The following is a 14,158-nucleotide window of genomic DNA, read 5'->3' as shown; positions in this document are numbered from 1 at the left end:
TCACAGCGCTGAAAGGGAGTTGACACCTCTTCTGGCCTTCAGTTCGTGAACGCACAACCCCTTGACGGTGCCTGCGGCGGGCAGTTCACTCACGCTTCGATCCCCCCGGATCCTCACGTCAGGAGTGACCCCGCATGCCCCTCCTCTCCGACCGTCCGCCGCGGCTCACCGCCGCGGCGCTCACCGCCGTGCTGATCGCGGCCCTCCTCGCCCTGCTCCCCGCCTCGGCGGCCACCGCCGCGCCCGCCCTGCTCTCCCAGGGCAGACCGGCCACCGCCTCCAGCGTGGAGGGCGCCGGCACCCCGGCCGGCGCGGCCGTGGACGGCGACAACGGCACCCGCTGGTCGAGCCAGTTCGCCGACCCGCAGTGGATCCAGGTCGACCTCGGCGCCCCGGCCCAGCTGAGCCAGGTGGTCCTGCGCTGGGAGACCGCCGCCGCCAAGGCGTACCGGATCGAGCTGTCCACCGACGGCAGCAGCTGGTCCACCGCCTACTCGACCACCAGCGGCGCCGGCGGCACGGTGACGCAGGACATCACCGGCACCGCCCGCTACGTCCGCGTGTACGGCACCCAGCGCACCACCACCTACGGCTACTCCCTCTGGGAGTTCCAGGTCTACGGCACCTCCGGCACCGGGCCGCAGCTGCCCGGCGGCGGCGACCTCGGACCCAACGTGATCGTCTTCGACCCCTCGACGCCCAACATCCAGGCCCGGCTCGACGAGGTGTTCCGGCAGCAGGAGTCGGCCCAGTTCGGCTCCGGCCGCTACCAGTTCCTCTTCAAGCCCGGTACGTACAACGGGCTCAACGCCCAGATCGGCTTCTACACCTCGATCTCGGGTCTCGGCCTGAACCCGGACGACACCACCATCAACGGTGACGTGACCGTCGACGCCGGCTGGTTCAACGGCAACGCCACGCAGAACTTCTGGCGTTCGGCCGAGAACCTGGCGCTCAACCCCGTCAACGGCACCGACCGCTGGGCCGTCTCCCAGGCGGCTCCGTTCCGCCGGATGCACGTCAAGGGCGGCCTCAACCTGGCCCCGAACGGCTACGGCTGGGCCTCGGGCGGGTACATCGCCGATTCGAAGATCGACGGCCAGGTCGGCAACTACTCGCAGCAGCAGTGGTACACGCGCGACAGCTCCATCGGCAGCTGGAACAACGGCGTCTGGAACCAGGTCTTCTCCGGCGTCCAGGGCGCGCCCGCGCAGGCCTTCCCCAACCCGCCGTACACCACCCTCGACACCACGCCCGTCTCCCGGGAGAAGCCGTTCCTCTACCTGGACGGGGCCGAGTACAAGGTGTTCGTCCCGGCCAAGCGCACCAACGCGCGCGGCACTTCCTGGGGCAACGGCGCGCCGCAGGGCACGTCGGTCCCGCTGAGCCGCTTCTACGTGGTCAAGCCGGGCACCAGCGCCGCCACGATCAACCAGGCGCTGGCGCAGGGCCTGCACCTGCTGTTCACCCCGGGCGTCTACCACCTGAACCAGACCATCCAGGTCAGCCGCCCCGACACGGTGGTCCTCGGACTGGGCCTGGCCACGCTGGTCCCGGACAACGGAGTCACCGCGATGAAGGTCGCCGACGTGGACGGGGTGCGGCTCGCGGGCTTCCTGATCGACGCGGGGCCGGTCAACTCGCCGAGCCTGCTGGAGGTCGGCCCGGCCGGCACCAGCACGGACCACGCCGCGAACCCGACCACCGTGCAGGACGTGTTCATCCGCGTCGGCGGCGCCGGACCCGGCAAGGCCACGGTCGGCATGGTGATCAACAACCACGACACGATCGTCGACCACACCTGGATCTGGCGGGCCGACCACGGCGACGGCGTCGGCTGGGAGACCAACCGCGCCGACTACGGGTTCCGCGTCAACGGTGACGACGTCCTGGCCACCGGCCTGTTCGTGGAGCACTTCAACAAGTACGACGTGGAGTGGAACGGCGAGCGCGGCCGGACGGTGTTCTTCCAGAACGAGAAGGCCTACGACGCCCCGAACCAGGCGGCCGTCCAGAACGGCTCCGTCAAGGGCTACGCGGCGTACAAGGTCGCCGACTCGGTGACCACCCACGAGGGCTGGGGCCTGGGCAGCTACTGCTACTACAACGTCGACCCGACGATCCGCCAGGACCACGGCTTCGAGGTCCCGGTGAAGCCGGGCGTGCGCTTCCACGACCTGCTCGTGGTCTCCCTCGGCGGCAAGGGCCAGTACGAGCACGTGATCAACGACACCGGGGCCGCCACCTCCGGCACCTCGACCACCCCGTCCACGGTGGTCTCCTTCCCCTGATCCCCCACCGGTCCCCGGAACACGCGGGGCGGCGCCACAGGCCGCCCCGCGTTTTCCGGCCCGCACGAGAGAGCGCTCTCCCAGAGGAGGAGCACGTATGAAACTCCGCTCGCGCACCCTGTCCGCCCTACTGGTGTCCACGGCCTTCGCCGTGACCGCCGCCGGTCTCGGCGGCCTCTCCCTGACCGCCCAGGCCACCCCCGACACCGGCATGGCCCCGCCGCACGCCGCCCACGCCGCCGCACCGCTGGCCACCGGCGACGGGTACATCCCGGCCGTCCCCCGGGTCACCGGGGTCACCCCGTCGTGGAACAACCCGCCGGACCGCTACTTCCACGAGTTCCAGGCCAACTGCGCCATCAGCCGGACCGCCCCGGACGACCCGATCGTCTTCGCGGGCCGCCCCGGCGCCTCACACGACCACACCTTCATGGGCAACACCACCACCGACGCCTTCAGCACCACCGCCTCCCTGAGCGCCGGCGGTACGGCGTGCAACGCGCCCGGCGACCTGTCCGGGTACTGGATGCCGTCCCTGTTCAACGGCGGCACCAAGGTCCTGCCGACCGGCCCCCAGGTCATCTACTACAAGGCGGGCGTCACCGACTACACCAGTGTGCGGCCCTTCCCCAAGGGCCTGCGCTTCGTCGTCGGCAGCCCGACGCAGACGGCGGCCGAGTTCCGCAGCCACCGGGGCTGGGTCGAGGGCTGGGAGTGCGGGGACAGCTTCAAGAACGTCGAGTTCCCGGCCAACTGCCCCGCCGGGACCCAGCTCAACATCCGCATGCAAGCGCCCAGTTGCTGGGACGGCACCTACCTGGACACCCCCGACCACAAGGCGCACATGGCCTATCCGGTGGTGAAGCCCGGCAGCAACGACAACGTCTGCCCGGCCGACCACCCCGTCGCCCTGCCGATGATCGAGTTCAAGATGGCCTTCCCGGTCAGCGGCGACATGTCGCAGGTCAGGCTGTCCAGCGGCAGCGGGCACTCCTTCCACTACGACTTCTTCAACGCCTGGGACGACCGGACGCTGAACGCGCTGGTGGAGCACTGCGTCAAGGGCGGGCTCCAGTGCGACGCCCGCGGCTACGACCAGACCCACCCGGCGGCGGGCGCCGTCCTGGGCCCGGACTACCGGCTCCCGTAGCGGCCGGCCCTCCCCCACCCCTCCACCCCTCCCAGGAGGTCCTGCATGCCCTCACGCATGCGTTCCCTCGTCACGGCCGCGCTCCTCGCCGGCGCCGTGACCGCACTGCCCTCAGCCCCCGCCCACGCCGCCGGCAGCGTGGTGAAGGTGACGGGCTCCCAGGGCAACTGGCAGCTCACCGTGAACGGTTCGCCGTACCAGGTCAAGGGCGTCACCTGGGGCCCCTCCCCGGCCAACGCCGCCCGTCTGCTGCCCGACGTCAGGTCCCTCGGCGCCAACACGGTCCGCACCTGGGGCACCGACGCCACCAGCGCCCCGCTCTTCGACGCGGCCGCCGCCAACGGCATCAAGGTCGTCGCCGGGTTCTGGCTCCAGCCGGGCGGCGGCCCGGGCAGCGGCGGCTGCACCGACTACGTCACCGACTCCGCCTACAAGAACACCATGCTCGCCGAGTTCACCAAGTGGGTGCAGACCTACCGCGACCACCCGGCCGTGCTGATGTGGAACGTCGGCAACGAATCCGTTCTCGGCCTGCAGAACTGCTACAGCGGCGCCGCCCTGGAGAACCAGCGGAACGCCTACACCACCTTCGTCAACGACGTGGCCAAGGCGATCCACCGGATCGACGCCAACCACCCGGTCACCTCCACGGACGCCTGGGTGGGCGCCTGGACCTACTACAAGCGCAACTCGCCCGACCTGGACCTGTACGCCGTCAACTCCTACAAGGAGGTCTGCGGGGTCAAGACGGCCTGGGAGCAAGGTGGTTACACCAAGCCGTACATCGTCACCGAGACCGGCCCCGCCGGGGAGTGGGAGGTGCCGACCGACGCGAACGGCGTCCCGCTGGAGCCCGGCGACCAGGCCAAGGCCGACGGCTACACCAACGCCTGGAACTGCGTCAGCGGCCACCGCGGGGTGGCCCTGGGCGCGACGCTCTTCCACTACGGCACCGAATACGACTTCGGCGGCCACTGGTTCAACCTGACCCCGGCCGGGGAGCGCCGTGCGTCCTACTACGCGGTCAAGCGGGCGTACGGCGGGAACACCGCCGGGGACGACCTGCCGCCGACCGTGCGGGCGCCGGCCGTGGCGGACCCCTCGGCCGTCCCCGCGGGCAAGGAGATCACCGTCCAGGCGCCGGCGAGCGACCCGGAGGGCGAGCAGCTGACGTACGAGGTGCTGTGGGGGAGCAAGTACGTGGATGGCGGCGGCGGTCTGACCTCCGTCCCCTCCACCCACCTCGGCGGCGGCACCCTGAAGGTCACCGCCCCCGCGAAGACGGGGGTGTGGAAGCTGTACGTCAAGGTGAAGGACGGACGGGGCAACGTGGGCGTGGAGCAGCGGTCGGTGAGGGTGGTGCCGCCGCCGGTGGCGGGTACGGACGTGGCCCTGAACCGGCCGACCACGGCGTCCACCTACCAGAACGACGGCTACGGGGGCTGCCCGTGCGGTCCCCAGCTGGCCACGGACGGGCGCGCCGACACCCGCTGGGCGAGCACCTGGGCCGATCCGCAGTGGCTCCAGGTGGACCTGGGGTCGGTGCGGCAGCTGAGGCACGCCCAGTTGGTGTGGGAGAGCGCGTACGGGAAGGCGTACGCGATCCGGGTGTCGGACGACGGGCAGACCTGGCGGACGGCCTACGCGACCTCGTCCGGTGACGGCGGGATCGACGACGTCGACCTGTCCGCCGCGGGCCGCTACGTCCGGCTGGAGCTGACGCAGCGCGGCACCGGGTACGGGTACTCCCTGTTCCAGTTCGGCGTCTACGCCTGACCTTCCGCGCCCCCGGCACTCCGCGCGCCGCCCCCGTATCCCGCCGGGCGGCGCGCGGTCGTGCGCGCGGGGCGCGGACCGGCTCAGACCTCGATGACGATCTTGCCCGCGGTGTGTCCGGCCTGGCTGAGGGCGAAGGCGTCGGCGAGGTCGGCGAGCGGGAAGGTCTCGGCGACCGTGACGGTCAGCTGCCCGGCGTCGGCGAGGGCGCCCAGGGCCCTCAGGTCGGCGCCCGCGGGGCGGACCCACATCCACTGGCCGCCCGCGCCGAGGACGGACTGGTCGGTGATGGAGGCGTGGCGGCCGCCGTCGGCGAGGACGGCGCGGGTGACGTCGAGGACGCCGCCGACGAAGTCCGCGACGACGGTGACGCCGTCGGGGGCGAGGGCGCGGACCCGTTCGGTGAGGCCGTCCCCGTAGGCGACGGGTTCGCAGCCCAGCTCGCGCAGCCGGTCGTGGTTGCGGGGGGAGGCGGTGCCGATGACGCGGGCGCCGAGGGCGCGGGCGATCTGCACGCCGAAGGAGCCGACGCCGCCGGCCGCTCCGTGGACCAGGACGGTGTCGCCCTCGCCGGTGCCGAGCCGGGTGAGGAGCTGGTAGGCGGTGAGCCCGGCCAAGGGCAGAGCGGCGGCCTGCTTCCAGCTGAGGGAGTGCGGCTTGGGCGCGAGGGCCCGTACGGGGACGGTGACGTACTCGGCGAATGTGCCGCCGTGCACGTAGTCCTTGCGGGCGTAGGCGATGACCTCGTCGCCGGCCGAGAACTCGGGGGTGTCGATGCCGACGCGCTCCACGGTGCCGGCCACGTCCCAGCCCGGGACGACGGGGTACACGACGTCCATGAGGGCGTCCAGCCCGCCGGCCATGATCTTCCAGTCGACGGGGTTGACGGAGGCGTACCGGACGCGGACGAGGACCTCGCCCGGCCCGACCTTGGGGACGGGCTGCCGGGTCTCGGAGAGCACCTCCGTCCCGCCGTACGTCTCGTACGTCATCGCCCGCATGGTGCCCTCGGCGCCCTCGGTGTCCTCCGGCATGTGCGCGACCTCTCCTCTGAGTCGTGGGGAAGAACGTGTGCAGGAACGGGGGGAAGAACGGGGGGAAGAACCTGTGGAAGAGCCCCTTCCCCATCTTTCGTATCCCATCACGAAACGCCGTGCCCGCCCCGGGAGGCGGGGCGGGCACGGCGCGGCGCGCGGGGCGCGGTCAGAGGGCCCGGTGGGCGGCGATCACCTGGGCGTAATGGCGGCCGCTGGACTTCACGGTGCGGCGCTGGGTGGCGTAGTCGACGTGGACGAGGCCGAAGCGCTTGTCGTAGCCGTAGGCCCATTCGAAGTTGTCGAGCAGCGACCAGGCGTAGTAGCCGGCCAGCGGGGCGCCGCGGCGGGCGGCGCGGGCGCAGGCGGCCAGGTGGGCGGTCAGGTAGGCGGCCCGTTCGGGGTCGTGGACGCTGCCGTCGGGGGCGATGGTGTCCGGGTACGAGGAGCCGTTCTCGGTGACGTGGATGCGCCGGGCCCCGTACTCCTCGGTGAGGCGCATGAGCAGGGTCTCGATGCCGCTCGCGTCGACCTCCCAGTCCATGCCGGTGCGCGGGACGCCGGGCCGGGCGATCTGCCGGGCGTGGGGGGCGGGGCCGGCCGGGTCGGCGGTGACGACCTGGGGGAAGTAGTAGTTGAGGCCGGTCCAGTCGAGGGGCGCGGCGATGGTGGTGAGGTCGCCGGGGCGTTCGGGCAGGTCGACGCCGTAGACCTCGCGCATGTCGGCGGGGAAGCCGCGGCCGTGGACGGGGTCGAGCCACCAGCGGTTGACGTGGCCGTCCATGCGCCGGGCCGCCGCACGGTCGGCGTCGGAGCCGGTGGCGGGGGCGACGGTGGAGAGGTTGTTGACGATGCCGATCCGCGCGCCGGGGGCGGCGGCCCGGACGGCCTGGGTGGCGAGGCCGTGGCCGAGCAGCAGGTGGTAGGAGGCGCGGACGGCGGCGGTCAGGTCGCGCAGGCCGGGCGCCATCTTGCCCTCCAGGTGGCCGACCCAGGCGGAGCACAGCGGCTCGTTGAGGGTGGCCCACTGGGTGACGCGGTCGCCGAGCCGGGCGGCGACCGTCCCCGCGTACGCGGCGAAGTGCTCGGCGGTGGCCCGTTCGGGCCAGCCCCCGCGGTCCTGGAGGGTCTGGGGCAGGTCCCAGTGGTAGAGGGTGACGCTGGGGGCGATGCCGGCGGCGAGGAGGCCGTCGACGAGCCGGTCGTAGAAGTCGAGGCCCTGGGCGTTGACGGGGCCGTCGCCGCCGGGCAGGACGCGGGGCCAGGCGACGGAGAGCCGGTAGGCGTTGGTGCCGAGCCCGCGCATCAGGGCGATGTCGTCCTGCCAGCGGTGGTAGTGGTCGCAGGCGGTGTCACCGGTGTGGCCGCCGTGGACGGCGCCGGGGGTGCGGCAGAAGGTGTCCCAGATGGAGGGGGCGCGGCCGTCCTCGGCGGCGGCGCCCTCGATCTGGTAGGCGGAGGTGGCGGTGCCCCAGGCGAAGTCGCGGGGCAGGGCGGCGAGGTCGATGCCGCCCGGGTGCGGGGCGGTGGTGGGGAGGCTTTCGGAAAGGGTCACTTGACGGCTCCTGCCGTGAGTCCGGCCACCAGGTAGCGCTGCAGCAGCAGGAATCCGGCGACGACGGGGATGCTGACGACGAGCGAGGCGGCCATGATCTGGTTCCAGTACACGTCGTTCTGCGTGGAGTAGCCCTGCAGTCCGACGGCGAGGGTGCGGGTGGTGTCGTTGGTCATGACGGAGGCGAAGAGCACCTCGCCCCAGGCGGTCATGAAGGCGTAGACGGCGACGGCGACGATCCCGGGCACGGCGGCCGGCACCACGACGCGCAAGAGGGCGCCGAGGGGGCCGCAGCCGTCGACGGTGGCGGCTTCGTCCAGGTCCCGGGGCACGGAGTCGAAGTAGCCGATGAGCATCCAGATGGAGAAGGGCAGCGAGAAGGTGAGGTAGGTGAGGATCAGGCCGCCGCGGGAGCCGTAGAGCGCGACGCCGGTGGTGTTCCCGATGTTCACGAAGATCAGGAACAGCGGGAGCAGGAAGAGGATCCCCGGGAACATCTGGGTGGAGAGCACGGTGACGGTGAACAGGCGCTTGCCGCGGAAGCGGTAGCGGCTGACGGCGTAGGCCGCGAAGACGGCTACGACGACGGAGCAGACGGTGGCGGCGCCCGCGACGATCAGCGAGTTCACGAAGTACTTGGCGAGCGGGATGGTGTGCCAGATGTCGGCGTACGGGCGGAGGGTGAGCCCGCTGGGGATCCACCGGAAGCTTCCGGCGACGTCCTTCGACGGTTTGAGGGAGCTGGTGACCATCACGTAGACGGGCAGCAGGACGAATCCGGCCAGCAGGGTCAGGAAGACGGCCCGGAGCACGCGGAAGGACGCGGGCGGGCGCAGCGGATCGCGTTCAGCGGCCGGCATCGTCGTGCCTCCTTCCGCGGGTGGTGACGAGCAGGTACACGGCGGTGACCAGCAGCAGGAAGAGCAGCAGCAGGACGGACATGGCCGAGCCGGTGCCGAAGTTCCAGGTGACGAAGCTGGACTGGTAGATGTGCAGCGAGATCAGGTCGGCGGCCTCCGGGGCGGCCTTGCCGAACAGCACGAAGGGCGTGTTGAAGTCGTTGAACGTCCACAGGAACAGCACCAGGACCAGCACCTGGTTGACCGGGCCGATGGACGGCAGGGTGATCCGGCGGATCTGCTGCCAGATGTCCGCGCCGTCCAGCGCGGCCGCCTCGTACAGCTCGCGGGGGATGTTCTGCAGGGCGGCCGTCACGATGAGGAAGGCGAAGGGCCAGCCCTTCCAGACGGAGACGGTCAACAGGGCCCAGAAGCTGTTGTCGCCGAGCAGCCAGAAGGTGTGCTCGGCGCCGCCGAGGCCGAGCTGGTCGTGGAGGACGTGGTTCACCAGGCCGTTGTCGCGCTGGAACATGAACGACCAGGTGATGACGGCCGCGTAGACGGGCAGCGCGTACGGGACCAGGAACAGGGCGCGCAGGATCGCGCGGCCGCGGAAGGTCTCCTGCATGAACACGGCGGCGGCGGTGCCGATCAGCCAGCACAGGGCGACGGAGAGCAGGGTGAACAGGCAGGTGGTGGCGAAGGAGCGGAGCAGGGCCGCGCCGACGGGCCGGTTGATGTCGACGGCGAGCCGGTAGTTGTCGAAGCCCGCCCAGGGCGCGCCGGTCCAGTCCCGGATGTGGAACTGGGTGAGCTCGCGGAAGCTCGCCACGATGCCCATCACCATCGGGACGAGGTGGACGAGCAGTTCGAGCAGGAGCGCGGGCAGGAGCAGCAGGTACGGCAGGGCGGTGCGGCGGGCCCGGCCGGGGCGGCGCGGGCCGCCGCGGCGGCGGGGGCCCGGGGCCGCGGCGGGGCGCCTGGCCGCGGGCGGGGTGCCGGGGGGAAGGGTGGTGGGCGCGGAGGTCACGGCGGGCCCGGGCTCAGTTCGACATCAGCTGCTGGGCCTTGGTGAGCCGCGCCTTGACCGATTCGGTGGTCACCGGCCGGCCGGCCGCGGCGTCGGCGAAGAGCTCCTTGACCGCCGTCCCGACCGCGGTCTCGAACTGGGATTCCTGCGGCACCTGCGGGAGGGGCGCGGCGCTGGTGGCGAGGGTCTGGCGGAGCACGGTGAGGTCGTCGGTGGCGAAGGCGGGGTCGGACTGGGCGGTCTTGACGGGCGGGATCGAGCCGTAGGCCTGGTTCAGGACCTTCTGCTCCTCGTCGCCGGTCATGAACTTCACGAACTGGAGGGCCCCGTCGACGTTGTCGGTGTTCTTGAAGACGGCCATGTTGATGCCGGCGACCATGGAGTTGGTGTTCCGGCCGGAGCCGGGGGCGCCGCCGGCCGGGACGGGCACCGGGGCGACGCCCCAGTCGCCCTCCTTCATGCCGTTGGCCTTGAAGGTGGTGGCGACGTTCTGCCAGAGGACCATGGCGGTCTTGCCCTGGGCGAAGTCCTGGAGGGACTGGTTCTTGTCGTACTCCGCGTTGCCCGGCGCGATGATCCTGTCCTTGGCCATGAGGTCGACGTACTGCTTGACGGCATCGACGTTGGCCGGGCTGTCGAAGACGGGTCTGCCGGCGGTGTCGAAGAAGGCGGCGCCGTGCTGCTGGGAGAAGACGAAGGCCTGGTGGATGTTGTTGGAGAGGTTCGCCCCCTCGGCCCCCAGCGCCCACTTCCCGTCCCTGGAGAGCTTCTTGCCGACGGCGGCCATCTCGTCCCAGGTGGCCGGCGGCTTGTCGACGCCCGCCTCCTGGAACATCTTCTTGTTGTAGTAGAGCGCGTACGCCATGGAGTAGAGGGGGACGGCGGCCGGGTCCTGGCCGGCCGCGCCGGCGGAACCGATGGCGGAGGCGACGAAGCGATCCTTGCCGCCGATGGCGTCGAAGTTCTTGGCGTCCCAGGGCAGCAGGGCGCCGGTGGCCTGGAGGGAGGAGGACCAGGTGTTGCCGATGTTGAGGACGTCGGGGCCCTGGCCGGAGGCGGTGGCGGCGAGGATCCGGTTGAGCAGGTCCGACCAGGGGACCACCTCCAGCTTCACCTTGATGCCGGTCCGCTGCTCGAACTTCTTCAGCTCGGGACCGAGGACCGCCTGGTCCGCCGCGATGTCGGGGCCCTGGTTGGAGGCCCAGTACGTGAGCTCCTTGGGGGCGGTGTTGGAGCCGCCCCCGCTGTCGGCGGTGCCGCCGCCGCACGCGGTGGCGGTGGCGGCGAGGAGGGTGGCGGTCACGGCGGCTGATGCGGCTCGGGTTCTGCGCATGGCGGATCGGCCCCTTTCGGCAGGGTCGTGGAAGGCCGGGCTGGCGGGCGCCGGGGGTACCGGCCCTGGACCCCGGTGGCACCCGATTGCGTCCAGGCCTTAATTTAGGACGTGAGTTAAGCCTCGGGAAAGGGTCGCGTCAAGGGGTCCCGCAGAGGTATGTTGCGAGCGAAGTCACGGGCGGAAGGGGCCAGATGACGACGGTGCGGGGCGGACGGACGGTACGGGACCTGCGGCGCGGCAACCGCAGCGCGGTGCTCCAGCGGTTGTACTTCGGCGGGCCGATGAGCCGTCAGGAACTGGGCCCGGCAACGGGACTGAGCTCCGGCTCCGTGAGCAACGTGGTCGGCGAGCTGATCGCGGACGGGCTCCTGGAGGAGGCCGGCGTCGTCGACTCGGACGGCGGCCGGCCGCGCACCCTGCTGCGGGTCTCCCCCGGCAGCGCGCACATGATCGGCGTGGACGTGGGGGAAACCCGGGTCCGGGTCGAGCTGTTCGACCTGACCCTGACCGAACTGGCCCGCACGGAGCTGCCGTTGTCGCCGCGCGGCTGTTACGACGTCGGGCCGATCGTGGACCACGTACGGACCGGCATCGCCACCGTCCTCGCGGAGGCCGGGGTGAACACCGACCGGCTGCTCGGCGTCGGGGTGGGCGTACCGGGCATCGTCGACCGCGACGCCCCCGGCGGGACGGTGGTGCACGGCCAGACCATCGGCTGGGACGCGGTGCCGCTGGAGGCGCTGCTGCGCGCCACGAAGGCCCTGCCGGACGAGGTCCCGTACCTCATCGACAACGGCGCCCGTACGCTCGGCCAGGCCGAGATGTGGTTCGGCGCCGGCCGGGGCGCGCGGGAGGCGGTGGTGGTCCTGTTCGGCTCCGGCGTCGGGGCGAGCCTGATCACCGACGGCTCGGGCACCGCCCTGGAGTGGGGCCACCTCACGGTGTCGGTCCGCGGCCGCCGCTGCCGCTGCGGCGCCCTGGGCTGCCTGGAGGCGTACACCGGCGCGGAGTCGGTCCTCGCACGGTGGTCGGAGCGGGGCGGGGGCGGGGTGGGCTCGGGGGTGGGGGTGGGGGTCGCGGCCCGCGCAGTAGGCGTGGCGGAGACCGGCGGTGCGGCTCACGCGGTGGGGGCCGGGGAGAGGGGCGGTGCGGCGCGGGCGGACGGTGCGGCCCGCGCGGGTGGCGTGGTGGAAGCGGGTGGCGTGGTGGGAGCGGGTGGCGTGGTGGGAGCGGACGAGGAGGACGCGCTGGCCGCGCTGCTCGCGGCGGCGGACGCCGGGGACGCGGTCGCCCGGGAGGTGCTGGCGGAGACGGCGGAGTACCTGGGGGCGGGCCTGTCGGACCTGATCAACCTGTTCAAGCCGGAGCGGATCCTGATCGGCGGCTGGGCGGGGCTGATGCTGGGCCCGCACATCCTCCCGGCGGTCCGCGAGCACGCCACCCGCTACGCGCTGCCGCACCCGGCCGCGCGGGTCTCGATCGACCTGAGCGCGCTGGGCCCGGACGCCGTCACGGTCGGCGCGGCAACGCTCCCCCTGTCGGCCTTCTTCAGCGCGGGCGGCCGCCGCCCGCTCCCCGCGCCCCCGGCGGAACAGCCGGGCTGGCAGACATCCCTGAAGGTCCGCAGCGGGGGGCCGGTCGGCGGATAGGCGGGGGCCGCCGGGGGAGCAGCCCGCAGCGGGGACCGGCCGGCGGATGCGCCGGGGGCGCCAGGGGGCGACGGCTCGACTGCGGCCGTGCGGGCGGGCGTTGCCGGGGGAGCGGGCGTTCGGGGGCCGGCCGCTGAGCCGGGCTTCAGGCCGCGCGTACGGCCCGCCGCGGGGGGTCGGACGCCCGAGCGTTCGGGCGGCCCGGCTTCCGGCTATCCGGGCGCTCCGGCGGGGGGCCAGGCGGGCGTTGCCACGGAGAGCGGGCGATCGGGGGCCTGCCGCCGAGCCAGGCCTCACCCGCGCATACGTTCCGCCTCGGGGGTCGGGCGGCCCGGCGCTCGGGATATCCGGGCGTTCCGGCGCGGTCGGCACTCGCGACCGTGCGGAGCACCGTGGCACCGGCCCGCCCGCCGCGAGGGCGCGGCCGCCGGGTCAGGAGGAGGCGCGGACGATCAGCGTCGGGGCGAAGAGGGTCTGCGCCGGGGGCGCCGCCGGGGAGGTGAGCCGGGCCAGGAGGAGGCGGACCATCTCCGCCGCCATGTCCTCCACCGGCTGGCGGACCGTCGTCAGCCTCGGCCGGCAGGCCAGGGCCGCGCTGGAATCGTCGAAGCCGACCACCGCCACGTCGTCCGGGACCCGCCTCCCGTCCTCCCCCAGCACCAGGCAGGCCCCCTGCGCCATGAGGTCGTTGGCCGCGAACACCCCGTCCAGGTCCGGGCGTTCGGCCAGCAGCAGCCGCATCGCCCGCTCGCCCCCCTCCAGCGTGAAGTCGCCCTCCGCAACGGGAACCGCCGCCCCGGCCCCCGCCAGGAACCCCGCCACCCGCTCCCGGCTCGCCGCCAGCCGCCCCGGGCCCGCGATCACCGCGAGCCGCCGCCGGCCCCGCCCCGCGAGGTGCGCGGCGGCGAGGGCCCCGCCCTCGCGGTGGCGCAGGTCCACCCAGTCCAGGGGCAGCGCCGCCGCATCCGGTTCCGGGCGGCTGAACCGCACCGCCGGGAGGCCGGCCCCGGCGAGCATCCCGGGCAGCGGGTCGTCGGCGTGCGTGGTGACCAGCAGCGCCCCGTCGGCGCCGCCCTGGCCGACGTACGCGAGCACCTGCGCCCGGTCCTCCGCCGCGTCGGCGAGCATCAGCACCGGGTGCACCCCGCCGGGCCGCAGCGCCCGCACGACCGCCCCCGCGATCCTGCCGAAGAAGGGGTCCTGGAAGACGCGCGCGGCGTCCCCGTCCGGCCCGGCCCCCGTCCCTGAGACCACCAGGGCCACCGCCCCTGAGCGCCGGGTCACGAGCGAGCGGGCGGCCCGGTTCGGTACGTACCCGGTCGCGGTGACGGCCCGCCGGACCGCCTCCCGGATCCCCGGGTCGACGTTCCGTACGCCGTTGACCACGCGGGACACCGTCGCCCGCGACACCCCGGCCGCCCGTGCGACGTCCTCCAGGGTCGGAGCCGCCCCCGTCCCCGCGCCCGCGCCCGTACGGCCCCGCCCCGTGTCCATGGCG

10 protein-coding genes are annotated in these 14,158 nt (G+C 73.0%); 4 read left to right on the top strand and 6 right to left on the bottom strand.

Annotated elements, in window-relative coordinates:
* Positions 1 to 134 precede the first annotated feature (134 nt).
* From ACZ6ZT_RS05090 to ACZ6ZT_RS05080, 3 genes are all read left to right on the top strand, one after another.
* The gene (locus ACZ6ZT_RS05090; RefSeq protein ID WP_469715629.1) at positions 135 to 2,291 is read left to right on the top strand and encodes a discoidin domain-containing protein; all 2,157 of its coding nucleotides are present in this window, start codon (positions 135 to 137) and stop codon (positions 2,289 to 2,291) included.
* Positions 2,292 to 2,388: 97 nt separating this feature from the next.
* A complete protein-coding gene (locus ACZ6ZT_RS05085) occupies positions 2,389 to 3,441 on the top strand; it encodes a DUF1996 domain-containing protein (protein WP_469715627.1) in 1,053 nt (350 codons plus the stop codon).
* Positions 3,442 to 3,486: 45 nt separating this feature from the next.
* Positions 3,487 to 5,217, top strand: a complete 1,731-nt coding sequence (locus tag ACZ6ZT_RS05080) for a discoidin domain-containing protein (protein ID WP_469715626.1) — start codon at positions 3,487 to 3,489, stop codon at positions 5,215 to 5,217.
* Positions 5,218 to 5,300: 83 nt separating this feature from the next.
* On the opposite strand, the gene ACZ6ZT_RS05075 is transcribed toward ACZ6ZT_RS05080, so the two are convergent.
* From ACZ6ZT_RS05075 to ACZ6ZT_RS05055, 5 genes are all read right to left on the bottom strand, one after another.
* Positions 5,301 to 6,218, bottom strand: coding sequence for an NADP-dependent oxidoreductase (locus ACZ6ZT_RS05075; protein WP_469715838.1), 918 nt, complete (start codon positions 6,216 to 6,218; stop codon positions 5,301 to 5,303).
* Positions 6,219 to 6,420: 202 nt separating this feature from the next.
* Complete coding sequence (locus tag ACZ6ZT_RS05070; RefSeq protein WP_469715624.1) at positions 6,421 to 7,806, bottom strand: GH1 family beta-glucosidase; 1,386 nt, start codon at positions 7,804 to 7,806, stop codon at positions 6,421 to 6,423.
* Positions 7,803 to 8,666, bottom strand: a complete 864-nt coding sequence (locus ACZ6ZT_RS05065; RefSeq protein ID WP_469715623.1) for a carbohydrate ABC transporter permease — start codon at positions 8,664 to 8,666, stop codon at positions 7,803 to 7,805. The genes ACZ6ZT_RS05070 and ACZ6ZT_RS05065 overlap by 4 nt, the downstream gene beginning before the upstream one ends.
* Positions 8,653 to 9,552, bottom strand: a complete 900-nt coding sequence (locus tag ACZ6ZT_RS05060) for a carbohydrate ABC transporter permease (RefSeq protein ID WP_469715836.1) — start codon at positions 9,550 to 9,552, stop codon at positions 8,653 to 8,655. Before ACZ6ZT_RS05060 ends, ACZ6ZT_RS05065 begins: the two co-directional genes overlap by 14 nt.
* Before the next feature lie 136 nt (positions 9,553 to 9,688).
* The gene (locus tag ACZ6ZT_RS05055; protein WP_469715622.1) at positions 9,689 to 11,008 is read right to left on the bottom strand and encodes an extracellular solute-binding protein; all 1,320 of its coding nucleotides are present in this window, start codon (positions 11,006 to 11,008) and stop codon (positions 9,689 to 9,691) included.
* Positions 11,009 to 11,202: 194 nt separating this feature from the next.
* On the opposite strand from ACZ6ZT_RS05055, the gene ACZ6ZT_RS05050 reads away from it, so the two are divergent.
* A complete protein-coding gene (locus ACZ6ZT_RS05050; RefSeq protein WP_469715620.1) occupies positions 11,203 to 12,660 on the top strand; it encodes an ROK family transcriptional regulator in 1,458 nt (485 codons plus the stop codon).
* A 432-nt stretch (positions 12,661 to 13,092) separates the two neighbouring features.
* On the opposite strand, the gene ACZ6ZT_RS05045 is transcribed toward ACZ6ZT_RS05050, so the two are convergent.
* Entirely contained in the window at positions 13,093 to 14,154 is a 1,062-nt protein-coding gene (locus tag ACZ6ZT_RS05045; RefSeq protein WP_469715618.1) for a LacI family DNA-binding transcriptional regulator, read from the bottom strand.
* Positions 14,155 to 14,158: the final 4 nt, after the last annotated feature.

This window comes from Streptomyces sp. NPDC102258 (genome assembly GCF_055584685.1).
This window is presented reverse-complemented; position numbering and strand designations above follow the sequence as displayed.

Excerpts from the sequence above, each read along its gene's own strand:
- ACZ6ZT_RS05080 (WP_469715626.1), top strand. The coding sequence starts at position 3,487 with ATGCCCTCACGCATGCGTTCCCTCGTCACGGCCGCGCTCCTCGCCGGC.
- ACZ6ZT_RS05050 (WP_469715620.1), top strand. The coding sequence starts at position 11,203 with ATGACGACGGTGCGGGGCGGACGGACGGTACGGGACCTGCGGCGCGGC.
- ACZ6ZT_RS05045 (WP_469715618.1), bottom strand. The coding sequence starts at position 14,154 with ATGGACACGGGGCGGGGCCGTACGGGCGCGGGCGCGGGGACGGGGGCG.
- ACZ6ZT_RS05055 (WP_469715622.1), bottom strand. The coding sequence starts at position 11,008 with ATGCGCAGAACCCGAGCCGCATCAGCCGCCGTGACCGCCACCCTCCTC.
- ACZ6ZT_RS05090 (WP_469715629.1), top strand. The coding sequence starts at position 135 with ATGCCCCTCCTCTCCGACCGTCCGCCGCGGCTCACCGCCGCGGCGCTC.
- ACZ6ZT_RS05075 (WP_469715838.1), bottom strand. The coding sequence starts at position 6,218 with ATGCGGGCGATGACGTACGAGACGTACGGCGGGACGGAGGTGCTCTCC.
- ACZ6ZT_RS05065 (WP_469715623.1), bottom strand. The coding sequence starts at position 8,666 with ATGCCGGCCGCTGAACGCGATCCGCTGCGCCCGCCCGCGTCCTTCCGC.
- ACZ6ZT_RS05085 (WP_469715627.1), top strand. The coding sequence starts at position 2,389 with ATGAAACTCCGCTCGCGCACCCTGTCCGCCCTACTGGTGTCCACGGCC.